Annotated in this window: 20 protein-coding genes; 8 read left to right on the forward strand and 12 right to left on the reverse strand. The window is 37.9% G+C overall.

Going from position 1 to position 21294, the window contains the following annotated elements:
- Nucleotides 1–86 precede the first annotated feature (86 nt).
- From QNI22_RS23320 to QNI22_RS23330, 3 genes are all read left to right on the forward strand, one after another.
- Entirely contained in the window at nt 87–620 is a 534-nt protein-coding gene (locus QNI22_RS23320) for a hypothetical protein (protein WP_314514254.1), read from the forward strand.
- 209 nt (nt 621–829) lie between these two features.
- On the forward strand, nt 830–1303 hold the full coding sequence (locus QNI22_RS23325; protein WP_314514256.1) for a hypothetical protein: 474 nt from the start codon (nt 830–832) through the stop codon (nt 1301–1303).
- A 67-nt stretch (nt 1304–1370) separates the two neighbouring features.
- On the forward strand, nt 1371–1955 hold the full coding sequence (locus QNI22_RS23330; protein ID WP_314514257.1) for a YcxB family protein: 585 nt from the start codon (nt 1371–1373) through the stop codon (nt 1953–1955).
- 117 nt (nt 1956–2072) lie between these two features.
- Here QNI22_RS23330 and QNI22_RS23335 read toward each other — a convergent pair whose 3' ends face one another.
- The 4 genes from QNI22_RS23335 to QNI22_RS23350 form a co-directional block, all read right to left on the reverse strand.
- Nucleotides 2073–3044: a peptidoglycan DD-metalloendopeptidase family protein gene (locus QNI22_RS23335; RefSeq protein ID WP_314514258.1), complete on the reverse strand. Its 972-nt coding sequence runs from the start codon at nt 3042–3044 to the stop codon at nt 2073–2075.
- 329 nt (nt 3045–3373) lie between these two features.
- The gene (locus QNI22_RS23340) at nt 3374–3868 is read right to left on the reverse strand and encodes a hypothetical protein (protein WP_314514259.1); all 495 of its coding nucleotides are present in this window, start codon (nt 3866–3868) and stop codon (nt 3374–3376) included.
- Between the two features lie 70 nt (nt 3869–3938).
- Entirely contained in the window at nt 3939–4346 is a 408-nt protein-coding gene (locus QNI22_RS23345) for a hypothetical protein (RefSeq protein WP_314514260.1), read from the reverse strand.
- Between the two features lie 33 nt (nt 4347–4379).
- Entirely contained in the window at nt 4380–4928 is a 549-nt protein-coding gene (locus tag QNI22_RS23350) for a hypothetical protein (protein WP_314514261.1), read from the reverse strand.
- Nucleotides 4929–5130: 202 nt separating this feature from the next.
- On the opposite strand from QNI22_RS23350, the gene QNI22_RS23355 reads away from it, so the two are divergent.
- From QNI22_RS23355 to QNI22_RS23365, 3 genes are all read left to right on the forward strand, one after another.
- Nucleotides 5131–5481: a hypothetical protein gene (locus tag QNI22_RS23355; protein WP_314514262.1), complete on the forward strand. Its 351-nt coding sequence runs from the start codon at nt 5131–5133 to the stop codon at nt 5479–5481.
- Nucleotides 5482–6048: 567 nt separating this feature from the next.
- On the forward strand, nt 6049–6477 hold the full coding sequence (locus tag QNI22_RS23360) for a hypothetical protein (RefSeq protein ID WP_314514263.1): 429 nt from the start codon (nt 6049–6051) through the stop codon (nt 6475–6477).
- A gap of 257 nt (nt 6478–6734) precedes the next feature.
- Nucleotides 6735–7622, forward strand: a complete 888-nt coding sequence (locus tag QNI22_RS23365) for an MBL fold metallo-hydrolase (RefSeq protein ID WP_314514264.1) — start codon at nt 6735–6737, stop codon at nt 7620–7622.
- Between the two features lie 53 nt (nt 7623–7675).
- Here the strand turns inward: QNI22_RS23365 and QNI22_RS23370 are convergent, their stop codons facing one another.
- Together QNI22_RS23370 and QNI22_RS23375 are read right to left on the reverse strand one after the other, a co-directional pair.
- The gene (locus tag QNI22_RS23370) at nt 7676–8134 is read right to left on the reverse strand and encodes a hypothetical protein (protein WP_314514265.1); all 459 of its coding nucleotides are present in this window, start codon (nt 8132–8134) and stop codon (nt 7676–7678) included.
- A complete protein-coding gene (locus tag QNI22_RS23375; protein WP_314514266.1) occupies nt 8131–8691 on the reverse strand; it encodes an SMI1/KNR4 family protein in 561 nt (186 codons plus the stop codon). Before QNI22_RS23375 ends, QNI22_RS23370 begins: the two co-directional genes overlap by 4 nt.
- 401 nt (nt 8692–9092) lie before the next feature.
- Here QNI22_RS23375 and QNI22_RS23380 point away from each other — a divergent pair, with 401 nt between their 5' ends.
- On the forward strand, nt 9093–9560 hold the full coding sequence (locus tag QNI22_RS23380; RefSeq protein ID WP_314514267.1) for a zinc-ribbon domain containing protein: 468 nt from the start codon (nt 9093–9095) through the stop codon (nt 9558–9560).
- Between the two features lie 72 nt (nt 9561–9632).
- Here QNI22_RS23380 and QNI22_RS23385 read toward each other — a convergent pair whose 3' ends face one another.
- The 5 genes from QNI22_RS23385 to QNI22_RS23405 form a co-directional block, all read right to left on the reverse strand.
- Complete coding sequence (locus QNI22_RS23385; RefSeq protein WP_314514268.1) at nt 9633–10469, reverse strand: DUF5694 domain-containing protein; 837 nt, start codon at nt 10467–10469, stop codon at nt 9633–9635.
- A 193-nt stretch (nt 10470–10662) separates the two neighbouring features.
- Nucleotides 10663–12345, reverse strand: coding sequence for a RagB/SusD family nutrient uptake outer membrane protein (locus QNI22_RS23390; RefSeq protein ID WP_314514269.1), 1683 nt, complete (start codon nt 12343–12345; stop codon nt 10663–10665).
- A gap of 29 nt (nt 12346–12374) precedes the next feature.
- Nucleotides 12375–15614, reverse strand: coding sequence for a SusC/RagA family TonB-linked outer membrane protein (locus QNI22_RS23395; RefSeq protein ID WP_314514270.1), 3240 nt, complete (start codon nt 15612–15614; stop codon nt 12375–12377).
- Nucleotides 15615–15905: 291 nt separating this feature from the next.
- Nucleotides 15906–17015, reverse strand: coding sequence for a FecR family protein (locus QNI22_RS23400; RefSeq protein ID WP_314514271.1), 1110 nt, complete (start codon nt 17013–17015; stop codon nt 15906–15908).
- A gap of 260 nt (nt 17016–17275) precedes the next feature.
- A complete protein-coding gene (locus QNI22_RS23405) occupies nt 17276–17875 on the reverse strand; it encodes an RNA polymerase sigma factor (protein ID WP_314514272.1) in 600 nt (199 codons plus the stop codon).
- A gap of 346 nt (nt 17876–18221) precedes the next feature.
- Here QNI22_RS23405 and QNI22_RS23410 point away from each other — a divergent pair, with 346 nt between their 5' ends.
- Complete coding sequence (locus QNI22_RS23410; RefSeq protein ID WP_314514273.1) at nt 18222–18767, forward strand: hypothetical protein; 546 nt, start codon at nt 18222–18224, stop codon at nt 18765–18767.
- 62 nt (nt 18768–18829) lie between these two features.
- Here the strand turns inward: QNI22_RS23410 and QNI22_RS23415 are convergent, their stop codons facing one another.
- Nucleotides 18830–21199, reverse strand: a complete 2370-nt coding sequence (locus tag QNI22_RS23415) for a TonB-dependent siderophore receptor (protein WP_314514274.1) — start codon at nt 21197–21199, stop codon at nt 18830–18832.
- Nucleotides 21200–21294: the final 95 nt, after the last annotated feature.

A 21294-nucleotide genomic window follows, 5' to 3' on the forward strand; every position in this document is an offset into this window, starting at 1 on the left:
AACCAGTGTTAATACAAGTAAGTATAGACTATGTGTTTCCTTTTGAGAGCAAATAGCATTAATGGTGATTGTTCTATATCTCATCCATGAAAAAACTGCTCGTCCTCTGTCTACTTATAAAAGGGTTTATGCTCACTAGCTGTAACTCCAAACAGCAGGAAAAACAAAAAACACAAGCAATAAATTTTCAAGCAATCAGTGAAGCCAAAGTTCACAAAGGTATCGACAGCATATTAACTCATCCCAGCTCGATTGATCTCGTAAGAGAATTTCAAATTTACAATTATCAACCTATTCATACTCACTTGGATTCTTCAATAACATGCTTATTGGAAGCTGAAAGGAGTTATAACGAAATCAATCAGTATATTCAAAAGATTAGGTCCCCAGAGCCGATGGAAGATAAAAACCCTGAAGTAATACGTCGATTGTACCAATCTATCACTGATTCAGTTTTGTCCAATAAAAAGTGGCTCATCAAATACAATAAAATTGATTCCATTTGCACAAAGTATTTTTCTCATCAGTGTAGAATCAATAATCGAGATTGCACTTTGGTGATTACTACTACTGTCAATGATAGCATACTCAGTTTTGATGCTCCCAAAAAACAAAAGTAAATATTACAGTCTATACCATTCAAATTGTACTCAGACCACCGTCACAATCATAGGATTTTACTCTTCAAGCCGACCCTTGCACCTTTGCAGACCCTATATATACAGTTGCAATGCAAAGGTAGGCTTCATGTAATTTCACAGGCACAATCCATTACCAAATCTAACTCCTTTTGGCTTGATTTGCTGACAAGAGATAAAATATAGTCCGTATGTGGAGAGCAAATAATCCAATCGATTTGACAAAGTATTACCAGCTTTTAGAAGAAGAGGAAATCGATATCCTTAGAAAAGACAGGGTAATTCCCATTTCAACCTCTATTTTTCTACTGTTCTTTATAGGAATTTGGATATGCACACTTGTATACATCAACTCCTTATATGATAAAATCCTGGGATGTATTCTTTTCTCTATTGCATCTCTGGGTTTTGTCATTCGTATTTATAGAAGAAGACAAGCATTTAGAGAAGATATTGATAATGGATACAAAGTAGTCTATACAGGAGTTATAGAACGTAAACGAGAATCATCACTTAGCAGGGAAAGGAATTATTATTTCACTATACTTAGGATAGAATTCGACCTTTCCTATACTGAATGGAAAGAACTACAAGTAAATCAAATGGTGGAGATCCACCTGGCACCCAAAAGCAAGCATATTCTTAAACTCACTACTCTGGACTGATCAAACATGATAGTATCCCAAAAGCGTCTTGTCACGAAAATGGGACACATGAACCTTTCTACTTTATATGCCAATAGAACTGCCACTAAAAATTCACATCAAGTTTGTACCAGATCAAATCAGAGCCATATATCAAATAGGATGGGACAAGGGTATACAGTTATTTAATAAGATTCATAGTGTATATGCAGTTATCTTTAAACTATTTTTTGGCCTGACATCCATTTTGTTTTTACTTTCCTTCTTTTATCCTGTTTGTCTGCAAATAGGTATGCTTACTCTGATTTTGGGCATGTGTGTTTATATACCCCATTATAACGCAAAGCGTAAGATTCTATCAGCACAAAGTCCGAAAAAGAAGGCTGTCGAAGATTGGATTGCCCACAAATCAAAAGTGAAAAGTTACATTCTGGAGATAGACGATTTACAGGTAACGCTTTATGAGGATACAGTTCCTCATATATTTCCTTGGAGTACTTTTCAACAATATCTCATTTCAGAAACCTTTATTATTCTCTCAGACACTCATCTCAATGAGTCCCAGAGTTTATTGTTGCCCAAAGCAGGAATGACAGCCGAAGAATATAGGTTATTGTCTGAAATTATCGAGCAGAAAATGGAGGATAAAACACGTTTGACTATGTCATCCTAAACAAATTTGAGTACCATTCGAATTGCACTCAGAACACTTTACCAAACCATATATATGCACTTTGACCTGGGAAGGTGGTCTAAAAACAGGTTAACCAACCCTTGCACATTTGCAGAATTAGTTTTGGTTTTCCACTCTTTCATTTCTAATGGGTGAACTCTCTGTTTTTTTGACTCCATCTACAATGATGTTCGTAAAGTAGCATTTTGCTCCTGTAGCAACATTCATATCTTCTACATTCTGCATGTGAAAGTGCAAATGAGGTTCGGTCGAATTACCTGAGTTTCCACACTTACCTAACAAATCACCTTGTCTGACCGTTTGACCTTCCTTTACCAGGATTGAATGTTTCTGAAAATGAGCATACACAATAAATTCATTCTTACTTGTTTTTAAGATAACAGTGTTACCCGTAACAAACAGTGGATTTACTGTACCAGGAACGTTATCATTAATGCCGTCAACTACCATTATGACCTGTGCATCACAGACCGCAAGAATCTCTTTTCCAAATGCATAATAATCCTGATTTGTCTTACTATCGGTTCTGTAAGACTTGCCAGTTGAGTCGGTAACAATAAAGTCAAAGGCTCCTTTTTGCATGGCTACCTCCACATGATAATTGAGTTCTTTTGTATCCCCACCCCAAAGCACTGTCCATCTACCTTTAAAGGGTAGGATTAGTTTTGATAGATTCCGGTTTAGTTTAGGAAGATTGGCTGGCATGTAAGGCTGCAACAGAAGTCCATTAATCTGACTGTTGTTGAGTGAAATATAGAAGGAATAGACCCTTCTTTCAAACTGGGCCTTATAAATAGCATAGGACGATTCATAACTTTCAAAATTGGCCGACACCATCTTACCGGAAACGCTTTTGGTCGCACTCAGAAAGTCCACTGTTTTATCTATGGGAAATTGCGCTTGCATGTCAGCTGAAAACAGAGAGAAAATACTGTCGTATTTACCTTCATTGAAAAGGGATTTAAAATGTAAAACAGCCTTTGTGTATTTGGGGGCTTCTTTTGGCGCTTGAGCATGAGCGACAGACACCAAAAGAAATAATAACGGATATAGTATACGAATAAACATTCAGTCTGACAATAAAGATAAGTTGCTTACTATTTGTAAAAGAACCGATAGGGCTACTGGTTCCATGCCATTAATGAGAAAAGGTGCTGATAGTAACCGTGTATATTGTTCTCATTAGATCAGGGCACTATTTAAGCTATACTCTTATTTTCTACTTTCCCCAAAATGGGACACATAAACCAAAGTTGGATCATCTCATTAAATTGTGAAATCTCACCATTTACCCGCTTTACTGAAGTTGTGGAAGTGAACCAATAAGCTTATCGAATCCAGATAACGTAAATCCATACTAACCCTAACCTAAATGTCGATGCATGTAGGTTGCAGGCTCATTTGCTTTGTAAAGGTGGCGTGCTCTTAGAAACAGTATGTTCCTTTATAAAGTCTATATCCCTTGAATACGTTATCATGGACAGTGCGCCTGTTTCCTTGCTTGTGGATGGGTTGTAATAGATCGTTTGCTGGTTGGATATAACCTTCACCATCTCTCCGACTTTTCGGTTGCTGATCGTAGAGTATATTTCTGCGATGTTGTCTTGAATCCGGTAAGGATACCACATCGTATCTGGAAGAACTCTGCCTGCACGTAAACTCTGGTGGAATTGTTTGACATTGGACTTGCTTACTTGTATGCGGATTAGACCGAATGCATGATTGTTGGATTGGGCAAAATCAATTATGCGTCCTTCAAAGACAATGTTGTTTTCGAGGTGTTTGGCTCTTTTTCTCGTTTCCCTGGTAGCCGATTTATCATACTGTCTGAAGGCCAGCATCAGCAAGGTTAGCAAGGTTAATATGGATGCAACCCTGAATAGTATTTTCATAGTAAACTGACTGGGCGTTAATTCTTTCTTATAGTCTGCTTAATCTACGCTGGTAAACGGTGAAATATATCTATCCGGTTTGTCCATCTCTTAATTCTACAAGCTTATGAATGGTTTCATTGATAGCTTCTACTACTTTTACATTTATGTTGGTAATGCCTCCAGTAAAATAGAAACATATATGTGTGTCTTCATATGTCCATACCCTGCCTTGTCCTTCCAATACATCGGGTATCTTGATAAATAGAGGCGGATTAAGTAAAGCTGCTACTTGTTTATCTGTAAGCAGATGCCCTTTATTCCTTACTGTAAGCATGATCCCAATTGAGGTATGAGAGTCGATGATCTGATCAGAAATGATTTCTTTTACAGGAATAGGCCCCCCTTGAATACTAATATCTAACACCTCAAAATAGATTTCTTTTTTGCCTGCTTTTATTGTAGCTGTCTGACCTTGATAGTCGTAAATGTGACTCATAGAATAACTATTCAGATCTACTTTCGATATTCTTCAATTTCTATATTCTTCAATCTGGTATTTTCTACCAATTAACTCGCATTTCTTGGTTACATTCCAAAAGGTGTACATAGTATTTCCTGTTGGAATATCCCAATATTTGATTTTCTCATCAGTAGACATGATACCGAACGGGAGTATTTTACCTTCTATTTTAGGATTGACAGATGGCTTTTGCAGACCAAGTAAAATGCCTGTCTTTCTTAGTGTAGTTTCTTCTTTCCATAATGGTCCTGCATGAAAACGAAATTGTTCATATGGGATTTTTTCCAAAGAAGATTTCTTTATCTGGATAAAGTGTTCAGTTGTGTTAAGAATCCATTCTTCTTCTCTTACTCTTGTCAGCAATACAGGTAATTCGTAGGTAGATAACTTAATCCTGCTTAAGATAGTCTCTTTTTCCAAGTCTGGTACTTTATAAAATAAGGTACAGCCTTCCTTTCCTGTAATTACATCCTGTTCAAGTCTGCAATAGCTTAAATACCAAAAAATTATTTGTTCTTTGATTCGACCTGCACTTTTTACTATTCTTTCTGTTTCCATTCGTGTTTAGCCTCTCTTACTGGTGTATGTTCTTATGCAAAGAAAGATTTGCTCTTATAAAGAAAGCAAAAAGATAACAAATTACTAGAGCAGCGAAAAACGAATCCAAAAATCCTTCCCTTATAGGGAAAATAGCTCTTTACACTACAAACAGGCATCATTTTTTAGCCTGTCTGGTTTTCATTTGATTTATCATCACAAAATGACAGAAGCAAAAACATTTGAACTCTTATATAATACCTGGACAAGATCCACAGACAAAAAAATCATACGCTGCATATTCAATGAGCCAAAAGAGTACGAAATTTATGAAGTAAGTAATGAAGAAGTAAATAAATCATTTGATGAAGGTAGCTTCACTTTACAAATTAGTAATGGAGAGATGCATATTATACTTCTTTCAAAACATTTTCTCCAGCCAATATATGCTATTGAAGATATTACTGAAACACAACTTGTCGTATTAACTGTAAATGAAGACAGTAGAAAACATGCAAAACTAGCACTAGATGCTGATGAAAATCGCCTTATTACTTTTAAGAAATACAATTAATAAAAATACGCCTGACAAAATAGACAATAAAAACGGGGCATAGAGCCTCATTGGATATTCTCTGATTCGTGTTATCACTTAAAAGCGGCACAAATAATAAGCTAAAGCAACCAACTTACAGATAAAGTCGAAAGCTTTCTTCAGTTTATCCATTGTTTAAAAGGATAAAGGTTACAAAATCAGAGAGCAGCAGGGAAGAATCATATATACCTTCTTAAGTGACGGACATAACTAAGCAATACAACCTGCCGTTATTCCATAGGGGTGTGGGCATTTATCAGAAATAAGTTAGGAATAATGATGGTAGTATGTACGTATAAATATGACTGATGAAACAACTATTTACATTCCATTTTTTGTAGCCCTTAATTTTACTACACATTCGCCTCCTAATACTATCTCTGACATCCAATAAAGGCCTAAAAATTCAAACAGGCAATAAATCAAAAAAATACATAGCTTTACCACACCTCAAATACGTATGCTATGTAGCATAGCCAATTATTAGTATTAGTTGAGTGTGTAAGTAAGAAGACCCAACATAAATGCCCAAGAAATATATACCAAATGAAATACTACGTATACCTTCTACTCATCCTATATAGTTGTACTCCCAAAGATCAATCCAAGCAAGATACGTTAGCAACAGCCATCTCAAACTCACCCAAACCTCAGCTCGATTTTCAAAAGGACAAAGATTTTTACCAGCCAGGAGATACACTACATCTGGTCATTTCTTTCCCTGCAGAATTGTACAGTCAATATTCGCTGACTTCAATTGAAGCCTACAACCATCCATTACCTCTTGACAATAATACAGCGAAAATGAATTTTATTGTTGATTGCGAGATAGATCCGGAAATGGATATGCCAACTCAAAACAGAATACAAAAGGAGATACGGTTTGATGTTACCTACTTTAATAAGCAGCAGAAAGATTCACTTTACTATATGGAGACTGTAAGTTATGAGGTAAATTGTGGAGGAAAGTTATAGTGATACCTATCCGAACGAATAGGCTATTGGTTAGGATCTTATTTACTTACTCTCACACCTGTTTTACTCTATTTTCTCTGTATTGAACTATTGTGACTTGTATATTACTGTCATAAGTAGTACAGGACATAGTAATACTTTATTGCTATCAGATCATCACACAACAAAATGGTAATCAGGACAGTATGGTAAAGTCATTAACTTTTAGCACTTTTACTTATATTGCTACTAGACATCCTTCCAAAAACCTACTGCTTATGAGCCAGTTATACAAAACCCATGTGTGTACTTTTTTTCTGATACTAGTATGTGGTATAGGTTGGGGACAGACCCAAAACCGTGTTACTATTCTGGTTGATGCGTTTGGCAAATCTGATGCACTTAAACAGGACTGGGGATTTGCAGCCCTCGTTGAATACAATGGTAAACGCATTCTTTTTGACACAGGCAACGATTCAGAATCGTTTGCTTACAATGTAAAAACACTGAATGTGGATCTAAAACGGCTCGACCTGGTAGTTATTTCGCATCGTCATGGAGATCATACAGATGGATTGCATCATTTATTGAAAATAAATCCAAAAGTTAAGATTTATACTCCCAATGATGAATACTTCGGCGGGCCTACTCCTCCCGCTTTCTTCCGGCGACCTGTGGATAGCCTGCCAGCTCACATGCGTTATTTTAAAGGCAAGGTTCCTAAACAAATACCACATGGTAGCCCATGGAAGTCTGCAAACCTGGTCAGAGTTGACAGTGTCACAGAACTGATGCCGGGCATTCGACTGGTACGTAATATTTCACAAACCAAATTTTTCAGCGAAACTCCCGAACTTTCCTTAGCTATTGATACCCCACAAGGGCAGGTGTTGTTGGTAGGATGTTCACATCCGGGAATTGAAACTATCCTTACTTCAATGACTATACCTGAGAAACCTGTGCATGTAGTGATTGGCGGGTTGCATATGGTAAATGCAGATGAGAAAGAAGCCAATCGATTAGCCCAGGCACTGCTTGAGAAATGGAAGATAAAAAATATAGCACCCGGACATTGTACTGGTGAAGTTACTTTTTCAGCCTTACAGCAACATTTTGGAAAAAACTATCTGTATGCAGGCGTAGGGACTATTCTCGATTTACCTTAACAGAGATCCTATAATGCAAATGGGTGATGCTAAGCGCCAAGAAAGGTTTATAGCTATATACAAGCACTAGAAGTCTTAATTTCAAAATTGCTAAATAGTATTCCGTCATCTTCTTTAAGTTCCATCACCAGATTGAAAGTCTCATTACAGAGGAGTTGACCCATAAAAGCTGTAGCTGCATAGAAATCATACCAGTTACGGATATAGTACATTGTTTCTACTTCAATCACAAGTTTATGATCAATGTCCATAAGTACAGATTTTGATTCTACGAACCGACTATTTAGCAACCACGTGGCTATCTCATCATCTCCACCCTGATAATCAAAAAAGAATGCATATTTTTCCTGGGCAAGATTCCAGTTGAATACTAGCTTTGAGTCAGTATATCTATTCTTCTTTAAATTGGACTGATGTTTAATGTGTTCAATTAGTAACTTCCGTTCAAAATAACTAACTGAAATGTATTCCTTGTGTTTTTTATACCACCAAGAGTTGTCTAGTGAATTCATATTCTTTTCTTATTTTTCTCTTCTTCCCATCTCTTGCCAATAAGATATCCTTCATACCAACCTACCTTATTAATAATAAAGTCTGCCATGTCTTCTGCTATCTTATAATATCCATTTCCTCCTTCATATTCATATATAGCAGGATTTTCTCCCTCATCCAGATAGAAGAAACTAAAAAAGCCGTTTTGTTTAAAAACGGAAAACACGAACAAGTTATCCGTAAAAACCAAGTCTGATTTGATCTCGCTATCCTGCTCACATGCTTCAAAATAGCATTTCGCATAAGCTCTCATTTCTTCGAACTCAGGAAATCGGTAATCATTTACCCCTACAATGTTAAATGCCCAATTACCTCCTAATAGTAAATATAACTCCCGATAGCTGACCGGAAAAGTGACCCCGAGCTGAGCCTCTATCTCAACTACTTTTTTTTCAGTAAGTCCTTTAGTACTGTCACCGCTATCTGCAATATACTCAGTCAGAAATCCCATGTACTTATAATGTTCTTTGGGATATGTTTCTTTGATTTTGGAAAGGCTTTTTTTTGATTTGGCCATGGATGGAGTTACATTAATTTGATAGTAGGATAAAATGATAAGGATAATTTTGAGTGATCGATTCATTATGTTTGAATACGCTTTACAAATGTATAGAAGGTATTCAAAAGTCTTTTTTGTATATACTATATCTATTTTCTAATTAGAGTAAATACGCTTATTCACGCCTTGTTTGTAATTTTATTTATTCTTCCTGATTAGTATATATATACATAGTGATAATGAACAAATCAAGGTCAATACTACAATGTCCCTCTTGTCAGCAAAGCAGGCATATTACTGAATGTCGTATTTTTTCAGAACAACTTCGGCACTTAATTCGAAATTACCCAAATAAAATACAAAGTAGTACAGGTGAGGTGCTTGGTAATTACTATTGGGCTTCAACACAATCTGATAGTATGGATTGGGCATGTGACGAATGTCTGCAAAACGGAAAAGCAATCAAAGGAGATCCAACGAAACAGTTGTTTTGTCACGCTCCCCCACACTTTGCTTACTTTGATAAGGAAAAAGAATGCAGAGTATGTAAAGAAACCTTTGTCTTTACTAAATCCGAACAACAGTACTGGTATGATCACTTGAATTTCTGGGTACAGGCAACAAGAATATACTGCCTTAAATGTCAATCTGCCAAGAAACAGCAAGATCGTATCTCACAGTTGCTGAACAACTTCGATTATCTGGATATTGAAAAACTTAAGGAAGTTGTAGCCTTATATCTGACACAAGGTAATTATGAAAAAGCCAAATACCATCTGACACGCGGTAAAAAGCTGAGACAAAGAGATAGTCTGGAGTACATCAACTTAGATAGCTGGATAAATGAAATCAAAAAAATAGAGAAAGGGAAGATATCCGCTTCCTGATGACATTCCCTTTGGCTAACTTTCAGGTCAGCTTGTACCTTCAAAGTCGGATTATGTAGTACAAAGTTAAGTTTATTTACGTGCTTCTCCGAAAAGTTTATCCAGCTCTACAATCTGAAATCGGTCATGATTTTCGAAAAATTGGCGAAGTACCGCTGTATGGGAGGAGCCATATAATACCAAAATACCCGAGTCTGTTTTTGGATCCAGATGACGTAGAATATTGGTAAAGATAATCAGATTACGTTCATACCAGCTGGTAGTAAACTTTGTACCTGTAAAATCAGATTTATCTCCATACGAAAGAGCATAATGCAGAAAATCAGCCTGGCTTGATTTCCGACTCGCTTCGCTATTGATACTTAGGTAGTACTCCTGTAGTGTTGACTCATTCAATTTCAGCCTTTTCTGTTTTACAATGTAGGATTCTTTAAAAAATTCCCCTCCGAATTTGCTATCCGGATTCATGGATTCATATTCATCCAGATCAGCATATGGCAGTTCCATCTTGCGATCTGTAGCAACTACCTGAATTGCCTTATTTTTACGCTTAGCCCGATAAGCGACCTGATAAATCTCGTTTCGTTTCTCCAGGCTATCCATTGGTTTATTGTTTATGTAGAGTTCACCTAATGAATCTAAGGCTGTTTGCAGAAAATAGGAACGCTCTACAAAAATTTTGGATATCCCAGCCCGATTAATCGCGTCAGCAATCTGATCCAGCTCCTTCTGACGTTTGGGAGAATTTAAGTCAGGAAAGGAGGTAGAGTGTTTATCGGAGGTTTTACCAAAATGGAACGTACCTAAAAGATACACCTTTATCTTATCTGTGTTAGTTTGAGCAGAAGCAAAAACAGGTAGAAAGCATAGAGGCAAGAAGCAAATAACCGGAACAAAGAAAGATTTCATTATAAGGAAGTAATAGAAAGTTGAAAGGAAGATAAAAAATTATCCAAACATATTAACCTGTTACTATCTTATTTTTGAAAGAGGTAGACAGACTTGATGTAAATCCATAAAAAAAGCGCCTTCCAGTAAAGAAGACGCTTTTACTTTTAATTAACCCCTAGAGTACTAAGATTACTTACTCAAAAAATTGGTATTATTGATCATTAGGTTTAAGCAATGGATTGGCGTTTAGAGCCCGGTTTGGAATTGGAAACACAGACAGATCCTTAGGATCTTTAGGTTTATCCCACCACTCTTCACCAAAACGATTCCAACGCACCAGATCTGTTCTACGGTGGCGTTCACCCAAAAACTCCCGACCCAACTCATCTACAAACTCGTCATCTGTGAGTTTAGCCAGATTCGCTTCGTAACTTTGGGCAGGCCATGCACTTGGCTCAAAGTTACGCTTACGTACGGCATCCAGTAGCTTTGCCGCTGCAGCTTTATCTCCGTTACGATATTTGCATTCTGCCAATGAATAGTAAATTTCTGCAAGGCGAATTTCAGTAGCAGAGTTAAACTGAAACAGATTTTCGGAAAGTGGTAACCAAGGGAATTTCAGCAATCGTACACCAGAATTTTCTTCACCTGTATTTACATGTGAACCTTTGGCAAGTCCGGTAGCACCTTCTGAGAAACGACCTACCTGATCTACAAACTGTAGTGGCTTGCCATTCCATTCTTCTGTACCATTAACTGCTTTTGTACTATCATATCCGAACTTTTGAGCCTTGTTAAATTCATACAATTGACCTACTAAAAAGAAGCCTTCATATGCACCTCCGGTTCCAGTAGTATGGAAGGGCTGTTTACGTTTGTCTCCATCTGCATATTTTTCATAAGGCATGCCTAGTTTATGGTTGTACAGACTTCCTGTGAGATCACGGGAAGGAGTCAGGTGAACACCATTCCATCCACCCCAATCATTGTCCAATCCATAACGAGCCTGGTAATGCATGGTGGCATTGTACATCCATCCAAATTCATAGATATTTTTGGCATGTGGAAACTCCATGATATTTTCTGGAGAACGATACCCTTTAATACCTGAACGGAAAGGTCCTTTGTAATCAGGATCAATGCTGTAGTTACCATACTTTCCATCAATGATCTCCTGAGCTATCTGAGCGGCATCGGTAAAGCGGGCTGTTCCAGTCCACTTCTCTGCATTCATGTACAGGCGTAACAATAAGGAGGCAGCACCACCTTGATCCCATCTTCCAGCACGTCCATTCAGAGGTAGTCCAGGAAGTGACTCTTTTAATTCTTTTTCAATGAATGCAAATACCTCCTGCGGAGTAGATTGAGGTTTTAGGGTTACATTATCTTCTACAATAGGGACAGTGCGGAAGAAGTCGATCAGGAATAAATAAAACCAGGCTCTGAGAGTACGTAATTCTGCCAGATGCTGAGCCTTATCTGTATCAGTCAATCCTAACTTACTGTAATCAAGCCCTTTAAAGTCCTGTAAGAATACATTACATTGTCCAATGCCTTGAAAGGGACCAACCCAGCTTCCATAGATATGATTATCATCTGCATTCCAGTTGTGGCCATGCAAACGTATCCAGTCACCTCCATCGTATCCATGTTTTCCTTTCTGGGTCCATACAAAATGATCTGCGGTCAATTCTTGTAAAATCCAGCGGTCTCCATCCCAGCCTACCCAGTGTCCATGTTCATAAGGACGAACTAGGGCTGCAATGACAGAGTTTTTATCCTGATAATAAATGTCTGTTGTCAGTGTATCAAATACTTCCTCATCCAGATTGGTACAGGAAGGGGCTGCGCCAGCCAGCAGCAAAAACACACACAAGAGAATACGTTTATGCATATTGTTCGTATTTTTAAAGTTAGGTCGTTTTAAAAAGTAATTTGTGCACCCAATGAGAAGTTACGGGTAACTGGGTATACATTCAGAGAGCCGATACCTGGTTCTAAGCCTGCAATCTGAACAGAAGTTGGATCTAGCCCTGTGTATTTGGTCAGCGTAAATACATTGCGAACAGTGGCATAGATGCGAAACTGGCTCAGGTACTTATTCTGAATTTTTGGTGACCATCCCAAAGTCAGGTTATCCAGTTTAAAGAAGTCACCTTTTTCCAGGAAGTAATCTGTCATAACTTTACCAGACTTGATATCTCCGTTACGTTCATAGGCATCTTTCAACAGATTGACTCCTGGCTCTGCCACCAGACCATAATACATTTGGTACAGGTTTAGAATCTTGTAGTCAAAACGTCCCCGGAAGTATAAAGTCAGATCAAATCCCTTATAAGATAATGTATTACCCCAGGTCAATTCATAATGAGGTGCACCATGCCCCAGATACGTTTTGTCTGTTGATGAGCCTGCTGAGGCAAGAATAGCTTCTGTTCCTGGTGTGCCACCTTTCCAGATAAGGATGTTTCCATTTTCATCCACACCTGCATATTTATATCCGTAAAAACTTCCTACTTCTGTATTATCTTCCAACCGTTGGGCAGGTCCGGGATTACCAGGAGAAGGTAAGTTAAAGCGATCCATAAAACCTTTATTAAAGGTGCCATTGGAAAACTTATCAAGCTTAGATTTAATATAAAACGCGGTCAGGTTAGTAGTATAATTGAAGTTATCTGTTTTTACTGCATTCCAGGTAATACCCAGCTCTATTCCTTTGGCACTGGTAGAAGCTACATTTGTAAATATCTGATCGTGCAGATAAGGAGGAACAGGAGCATCATAGTTGGAAATAACATCTGTAGCCTTACGAACAAACAAATCCAGGTTACCACTCAGACGGTTATTGAATAATGTAAAGTCAAGTCCCAGATTGTAAGAGTTTTGTCTTTCCCAACGTAGGTTGTAGTTGGGATTGTTTGCCGGACCATACACCTGAATCCATTCACCTTCATCATTTTGCCAGCGACCAAAACCTGTATATTTTGCCAACGCAGAATACCGTGGAAAGCCCGACCGACCAGTAACTCCATAAGAAGCACGTAGTTTCAGATCATTGATAACTGGAACACTCTGGAAAAGAGGCAACTTAGAAAGACGCCATGCTGCAGAAGCCGCAGGGAAAAGTCCCCATTTATTATTGGCACCAAATTTTGTATTCCCTTCATAACGTAATGTTCCTGAAAACAGATAGGTATCATTAAAATCATAATTCACTCGACCAAAGAAGGCAATCACTTTTTCTTTGCTTCTTTCAGAGTCCATTCCCAAACGACCGTCTACTAAGTTCCATTTACCTGCGTCCAGGTTATTGTAGCCAAATGCATCAGATGGGAAGTTGGCATTTTCTGCCCAGAATAGCTTTCTGTTAAATTCCTGATAGGAATACCCACCCAATACTTTTATATCATGCAAACCAAAGTTGGCAAAATAATTACCAGTCCATTCCAATGTCCAATCTGTCCACTTCTGGTTTTGTAATCGGGCTCTTCCTGTTCGATTATTATCAATGGATTCTTTGGACTGTGAGTTGTAGTATTCGCGTTTATCTTCATCCTGAGACTGACGAGCTAGCTTAAGTTGCGTATTAAAGCTTTTGAAAGGTTTCAGAATAGCTGTAAAGTCCACAATGGAATAGGTCTGATCAGCTCCGTTTTCACGTGTTTTCAGATCTTGTACTGGATTAAATGTATCGTATCCAAATACTTGCCCAAAACGAGTGGGATTATCTGGATCCATAATAGGCAAGGTTGGATTTAATTTTATAGCTTGTTGAAATACCTCATATTTAGTATATTCCTCATTAGCTACCCGATAAGAAAAGTTCCCATTTATCTCCAACAAGTTATCCAGTGCTTTTTGCTGAAAGTTAGCACGTATCCCATACTCTTTGCGATCAGAGGCAATATCAATACCTGACTTGGTACGATAGTTACCAGAAATACGAAACACTGAGTTTTCACTACCTCCACCTATAGAAAGAGAATGGTTTTGTCCAAAGTTGTTCTTTCTGATCAAGGCATCATACCAATTGGTACGAGCACCACGATCCTGATCTCTTCCTTTTTCAATAAACTCTTCCGGAGAGAGTATATCTGGTTTGACAGCTACTACATCATGATCAATAAAACTGTCATAACTCACAGATACTTTTCCAGCTTTACCTCTTTTAGTCGTCACCAGAATTACCCCATTAGCACCACGTGAACCATAAATAGCAGCAGCGCCACCATCTTTTAACACGGTAATAGACTCAATATCCTGTTGGGCTATGTTACGTAAATTACCACCAGGCATTCCGTCTATAATAATTAGAGGACCATTACCTGCTTCAAGAGAGGAAGCACCACGCACCTGAATATCAGGGCTTGCATTAGGGTCAGCCGCCGCAGGTGTAGATAGAACTACACCAGGCACTTTGCCATCAATCATTTGTAGGGGACTGTTGAAAGCTCCCGGAACAAAATTTTTGCTTGTTACTGTCACTACTGAACTAGTTAATTCTCTCTTTTCCTGTGTACCGTATCCCACTACGACTACTTCGTTCAGAGAGGTAATATCCGGACTAAGAGAGATGTCAACTGTTGTACGCCCACCAGCAGCAACTTCTTCTGTCAGGTATCCTATAAAGCTAAAAACCAATGTTACATTACCATCTGCTACATTCAATGTATACTTGCCATCAGCATTGGTCACCGTACCTGTTGTAGAACCTTTTACACTTACACTTACCCCTGGTAAAGGATCACCCTTATCTGTTTCTGTAACTGTACCTGATATCGTAACAGCAACACTTTCATTATTTTCCTCTATAGCAGAACGGCTTTCAGAAGAACCACCCTCTTCTACTGGCTTAATAATAATCTGTTGTCCTGATAGCCGATAAGAAAGCTGTAACGGTGTAAGCATATGATCGAGTACATCCATCAACTTTTCATTACGGGCTTTTACAGTTACCTTGCGATCTGCCTGAATCAACTCCGGACTATACAGAAAGCGTACACCTGCTACCTGTTCCAGTTGATCCAGTATCTTTTCCATTTTCTCATTCTGACTGTTCATCGTAATACGTCGATCCAGCAGATTCTGTCCCTGGCCTTCACTAGCCAATGCAATTCCAGCAAAGGCAACAATTGTAAAGACATGTAAAATACTGATTTGCATAATTTTTAAGACGGAATCACATAAGTGTCGTTTGTTTTTCATAATTTTTCGTGCATTTTGTTAGTTCTTAAGAATTGGCAAAAAGAATCCCGTCATCCTCAAAAAGGACGATTGTTTGGCGACATCGGACGGGAAAACTGATGGCCGCTGATGTTGGAAGCATCAGCGGTTTTTAGTGTAGAAGCAGTAGGCTTACATCATAGGCAGTTTTGTAGTTAAATAAGTGAGATAATAACAGGTAAAGTGTTGATTGATTTCATGGTTAATCTATAAATAACTATTACCAACTAGTTACTGACAACCTTGGCTTTGAACCACTATTTGTCCGTCTACAATCTGGTATGTAGAATTAGTTCCTGCACATATCCAATCCAACTTCTGATACAATGACTCATCACTGAGGCGAGCTGTTAATGTACAGGTTGCCATCTTGTCTTTATCATAGACAATCGTTACATGATATGCTTTTTCTAATGTAGAAAATACCTTTGCAATAGGAGTATGTTTAAATGTAAAATTTGGAGGCAATACCAGTGAATCCAGAATCATAGGCTTGTCAATGAGTGTACGTATCAGACGAGCTTCTTTTCTGAAAAAAGTAGCCTGCTGATTGGGTCTTAATAACAAGGCAGTCGTTTTCCCTTCTGGCAAGTTTATAGGAGTAGTTGTATTTTGAAAGACAGATACTTTTCCAGTATGTACACTAACAATTACCAATTTATCGCTTTCATGAGCTTTAATATGAAAACTAGTCCCAAGTACTTTTGTAACCACTTCATTGGCATATACCAAAAAAGGCTTGTTAGGATCTTTGGTAATCTCAAAAAAGGCTTCTCCACTTAATTTAACTTCTCTTTTCTTTTCATCAAATAGAGTACGATAAACCAGACGGCTATCAGGATAGAGTGTAACACGACTGCTATCACTTAGAATGATTACCTTAGGCCTTTTCTCAGTGTTAATAACAACACGTTCTTCCTGACGATCAAAGGTATGTATTGCGTCAAATAATGTTCCTAGTATAGGTTGCTGCCTATTTCCAGATTCATATAGATATAACCACACACTTACCCCAATGAGAAATATAGCAGAAGCTGCAGCAATCCACCATGCTCTACCTATCTGTCTGACAGGTTTTGAATCCGGCTCGGAACGTTGTTCGATAGCGCCCAGCAACTGTGTTACTTTAGTATGCACATATTTTTCTGGTAGGGGTAATTGCTCTCCCCGAATATCCAGCAGCCATTGGCGAGCTGTTGTTATCGTTTCCTGCTGCTCTGGATTCAGATTTATCCACTCTTGCCAGAAAGATTCCGTCTCTGGAGTAGTAAAATATACCCAGGATCGAAAATCTTCGTCTTCGATAAAATCTTCTTCCTTATAAAATTTATAATCCTTCATAAAAAAGGCCAACTTTGTGTACTATCTATTACGATTATCCTTTATGTGAAGGTTTATACTCATGTATTGAAAAAAATTTTTTATTTTTTTTCAATGTAGAAGATATAGCACCAGATTTCTGGATGTCATCAGACGTTATGTCTGATCCAATATAAGATATAGTGATCATTGTATATACAAAACAGGAAAGCTACACATACGTGATATGTGTAGCTATGATAAAAAGAATTTAATAAACTAAATCTTTTGGTTAGAGTATCTTAAAATTCTATAAGATAACAGAAGGTAGCCCACAACATAATAGGCCAGCAATCACGAAGTTTTTTGAGCGAATACTGTAACAGATTAGCAACCGATTGAGGAGCAATTCCCATCATCTGTCCGATTTCTTCGTAACTAAGATTCTCATAATAGCGCAGGTACAAAGCTTCCTGTTGACGTTTGGAAAGCCCTGAAATATGCGTTTGTAGTAAAAGAGAGGTTAACTGCCAATCTTCCTGAGAGATAATCTGGCTTTCAAGAGACTCTTCATTATTATTTATCTGTTCTTCATCCAATGAATAATTCTCCAATGATTTTTTCTGAAGAGACTTAACCAATTGATGTCGCAGGGCTTTCAACAGATAGAACTTTACAGAAGGAGTTTCTCTCAAATACATACGCCGATCCCATAACCGAAGTAATACATCCTGTATACAATCTTCGATAAACGCAGATTCCTTCGAGAAACGCGTTGCATAATGAAACAGAGTAGAATAGTATTTTTGAGCTAATGCTCCCAAGGCCGCTGCATCGCCCTGTCGAAACTGCATCCAGTAAATGTGATCTTCGTTGGAAAAATATTCAGGTTGCGTAGACATATATTTTTCACACAGACAGGCCAAATAAACAATCCAAAACTTAAAATTAAACTATTGAATAATACAATACAATATTTTTTCAGATAAATCCTATTATTAACAAATATTTTCTTGATAAAATAATTGTTCTCATTACACTTATTCAGTCTAAATGGTGATAAAAGATGAAGGCTTTACCTTCAAGAATGAGTTTTCAGGAAACAAAAGTACTGAAACAGTATAGTATCTTTCTAAGAGCCAAAAACTACTTGAATTGAAATCAGACTAACTACTTTTGTTAAAGTATATTAAATTTCCATTATACAAACAGACATTTTTTACCTTTAGAAAAAGCGCTGTTTCAAGTATGAATTCATTTTTAACCAGATTATTCTTTGTCATATGGTTGTATATAAGTTGTGTAACAGAGGGAACTATCTATGGGCAAATTGGGACCTATGAGCCAGATACGATTGAATATTACTGTCCCCGACCTGCTTATTTTAATGAGAAGTTGACAGCAGTATACAATCAATACAATTATCCTTTAGATACCTTACTCTGTCAGTTTGAGGAAATTATGAATCGACTGGAGAATCCAGGTTTTTGCCCTACTAAAAAGGCTTGGGATATGATGCATGAAGAGCTGGAATATATTCAGCATTGTGTACATACACTAGAAGCACAACGATCTGATTCTATAAGATTTTATGAGAAGTTCTTTCGTCATATCCTTAATCAGCTAATTGAAGAAGAAGCTTGCTTTCTAATCAGCCATCATCAACTAATTGTTCTTGTTCCAGCCAATGCAGTATTATATTGTCAGAAGCCTATGAAAGATTATACAACAGAGCTATTGAGTTGTGTAAAGGATAAGTATACACTAGATGAATGGCAGAAAACATCAAAATAAAAAGCCGTGTTGGTTATAAGACCAACACGGCTTTTTAAAGGCTACTGACTACAGAGGTATAATCAGAATCGGAAGGCAACATTCGCCAGAATATTAAACGGTTTCTGAGGTGTACCGTTTGAGTTCCAGTATTGTTGATCCAGTAGGTTGTTTGCTTTGATAGCCAGACGATATCTGGGTTGGTCATAAAAAAGCGTTGCATTAACAAGTGTATAGCCAGGAAGTTTAAATGTATTGGTAGCTTCCAGCCAGGCATCACTTACATAGTTAGCCCCAATACCTAATCCTAGTCCTTGCACAGCGCCTTTTGTCATATGGTAGCTTGCCCATATGTTACCAACATGTTTAGGACTTGCTACTAATGACTTTCCTTCCAGAGAAGCAACCGACTTGGTATATTCATTTTCATTATAGGCATATCCGGCAATAATGTTCAGGCCATTCACCGGATTGGCAATCACTTCTACTTCCACTCCTTTGCTTCTTTGTGTGCCATCCTGATACATAAACGTTCTGCCATTGACATCTCCGGTACGGGTGGAGTTTGTTACGCTGATGTTATAGTAACTAATTGTTGCATTCAGTCTGTTCTGTACCATATCCAGCTTTACCCCTCCTTCAAACTGATTTCCATACTGAGGCTTGAGAATTAGTAAGGTAGAGTCGGGTTGTAAAACAGGAGCGAGATTGTTAAATCCATTCATATAGTTTGCAAATACAGCAACCCGATCTTTTACTGGCTGGTAAACAATACCCAGCTTAGGAGATAAGGACGTTTGTTTGTAGGCTCCACTGCGTTGATCGGTTGCGACTGTATACGTCCCATCTGTGGAAAATCTGTCTACCCGTAAACTTAGCATGATCATAAGTCGGGAAGAAATTGAAAATACATCGGATGCATATAAACCATAGCTGTTTGTCTGAGTAGCCGTACTAGTAAATCCTCTCTTATAAGCCAATTCATCCAGTTTATCAGCATTGATATTAGGTAATGGTCGGTTCACATTTACTGTGTCATAGGTTAGGGTTACCCGGTTTAACTTATTGTAGTTGTTGTTATAATCAAACCCAGCTACAATCCGGTTCCGGAAAGATCCTATCATAAAATCTCCTATGAAGTTTTGCTGAAACTGTGTATTCCCAAACGTTTCCGGTTTTTGGTTTCGTACTGTACGCAGAAACGTAGAGTCAGTCTGCATGCTTAATGTAGTCCACAGGAAATTCTTATAGAAGCCTTCTGAATACAGATAATTGGTCTGGGATGTCCATTGGTCACTTATCTTATACTCTATACGAGCCTGGATATTATTGATTCCATTGTTGATATCAATGCCATCGTTAATATAAGACCGGTCATATTGAAGAGGCAGGTCTTTAAAGCTTCTGGCAGTAACTCTGCTCAAAGATCCAATAGAAATAGCAGTGGTGGTAAATGTTCCTCTTGTAAAATCCATATCTACCAGAAACTTTAACCGCTTGCTGGCCTGGTATGAAAAGCTGGGAGCAAACGTATAGTTTTTAGAATACCCCTGATCCTGAAAAGATCCTTCTGATTGCCAGCCAGCATTTAAACGAAACAGAACTGCTTTGTCTTTGGTAAGAGGAGTATTAACGTCTGCTGTTATACGGGAAAGGTTAAAGCTACCTGTTGTATAGCTTACCTCACCTGCAAACTCTTCAAAAGGTTGTTTAGTAACATAATTGTAGACACCTCCAAAGGTTACATTGCGATTTCCGCCAAATAATGTTCCTGTTGGTCCTTTGAGAACTTCCAGACGTTGAAGAATAATGGGGTTGAGAGGAACAACGGCACTGGTTACCATACCATTACGCATACCAACAGTAGAGGCGAAGCCTCTCATACTCATGCCTTGAGAACCACCAGCCAGGAAGTTAGGAACTGCACCGGGAACATTCAGGTAAATGTCAGTTCGTTCAGTAACTACCTGTTCTTTCATAATGTCTTTGGTTACTACAGTATATACCTGAGGATTCTCCATATTCTTTAAAGGCATCCGAGCTACATATTCTGTCTCTTTTCTCGCAAAGGCATTGGTTTCAGTAACGACAATCTCATTTAACTGATGAGTGCTTTCATCAATCTGTAAGCTTAACCGGGTTGTTTTGCCAGCCTGCACTGTTACATTTTGTTTACTGGCCGTGTAGCCAACACCAGAAGCAACAAGAGTATAACTGCCTTCTTCAACATTCCGGATTGTGAACTTGCCTTGTGTATCAGTAGCTTCACCAAGTGCAGTTCCTTCCAATCCGACATTAATACCAGATAAAGGCTCTCCTTTACCAGATCGAATAGTACCTGTAATAGTACCCTTTCCAGTCTGAGCCTGAAGGGTGATAATGCTTGTCAGAATTACAATTAAAAGACTGGCTATTACTTTACAATAAAATGGGTAGTGGTTTGTTTTGCTCATGTACTAGAAAAGTTAGAGGCTTATTATTATTTAGATTAATTATAAACAGAGCAAAGTAAGGGAGAGCTTTGCATATACACAAGCATTTGTAAATT

Source organism: Xanthocytophaga agilis (assembly GCF_030068605.1).
In the GTDB taxonomy this organism is placed as follows: domain Bacteria; phylum Bacteroidota; class Bacteroidia; order Cytophagales; family 172606-1; genus Xanthocytophaga; species Xanthocytophaga agilis.

Bases quoted from the DNA above. Each gene is read 5' to 3' on its own strand.
- QNI22_RS23375 (WP_314514266.1), bottom strand. From the start codon at position 8,691: ATGGCCAAATCAAAAAAAAGCCTTTCCAAAATCAAAGAAACATATCCC.
- QNI22_RS23380 (WP_314514267.1), top strand. From the start codon at position 9,093: ATGGATTGGGCATGTGACGAATGTCTGCAAAACGGAAAAGCAATCAAA.
- QNI22_RS23340 (WP_314514259.1), bottom strand. From the start codon at position 3,868: ATGAAAATACTATTCAGGGTTGCATCCATATTAACCTTGCTAACCTTG.
- QNI22_RS23390 (WP_314514269.1), bottom strand. From the start codon at position 12,345: ATGCATAAACGTATTCTCTTGTGTGTGTTTTTGCTGCTGGCTGGCGCA.
- QNI22_RS23350 (WP_314514261.1), bottom strand. From the start codon at position 4,928: ATGGAAACAGAAAGAATAGTAAAAAGTGCAGGTCGAATCAAAGAACAA.
- QNI22_RS23330 (WP_314514257.1), top strand. From the start codon at position 1,371: ATGCCAATAGAACTGCCACTAAAAATTCACATCAAGTTTGTACCAGAT.
- QNI22_RS23400 (WP_314514271.1), bottom strand. From the start codon at position 17,015: ATGAAGGATTATAAATTTTATAAGGAAGAAGATTTTATCGAAGACGAA.
- QNI22_RS23395 (WP_314514270.1), bottom strand. From the start codon at position 15,614: ATGCAAATCAGTATTTTACATGTCTTTACAATTGTTGCCTTTGCTGGA.
- QNI22_RS23410 (WP_314514273.1), top strand. From the start codon at position 18,222: ATGAATTCATTTTTAACCAGATTATTCTTTGTCATATGGTTGTATATA.
- QNI22_RS23355 (WP_314514262.1), top strand. From the start codon at position 5,131: ATGACAGAAGCAAAAACATTTGAACTCTTATATAATACCTGGACAAGA.
- QNI22_RS23370 (WP_314514265.1), bottom strand. From the start codon at position 8,134: ATGAATTCACTAGACAACTCTTGGTGGTATAAAAAACACAAGGAATAC.
- QNI22_RS23385 (WP_314514268.1), bottom strand. From the start codon at position 10,469: ATGAAATCTTTCTTTGTTCCGGTTATTTGCTTCTTGCCTCTATGCTTT.
- QNI22_RS23405 (WP_314514272.1), bottom strand. From the start codon at position 17,875: ATGTCTACGCAACCTGAATATTTTTCCAACGAAGATCACATTTACTGG.
- QNI22_RS23320 (WP_314514254.1), top strand. From the start codon at position 87: ATGAAAAAACTGCTCGTCCTCTGTCTACTTATAAAAGGGTTTATGCTC.
- QNI22_RS23345 (WP_314514260.1), bottom strand. From the start codon at position 4,346: ATGAGTCACATTTACGACTATCAAGGTCAGACAGCTACAATAAAAGCA.
- QNI22_RS23365 (WP_314514264.1), top strand. From the start codon at position 6,735: ATGAGCCAGTTATACAAAACCCATGTGTGTACTTTTTTTCTGATACTA.
- QNI22_RS23415 (WP_314514274.1), bottom strand. From the start codon at position 21,199: ATGAGCAAAACAAACCACTACCCATTTTATTGTAAAGTAATAGCCAGT.
- QNI22_RS23335 (WP_314514258.1), bottom strand. From the start codon at position 3,044: ATGTTTATTCGTATACTATATCCGTTATTATTTCTTTTGGTGTCTGTC.
- QNI22_RS23360 (WP_314514263.1), top strand. From the start codon at position 6,049: ATGAAATACTACGTATACCTTCTACTCATCCTATATAGTTGTACTCCC.
- QNI22_RS23325 (WP_314514256.1), top strand. From the start codon at position 830: ATGTGGAGAGCAAATAATCCAATCGATTTGACAAAGTATTACCAGCTT.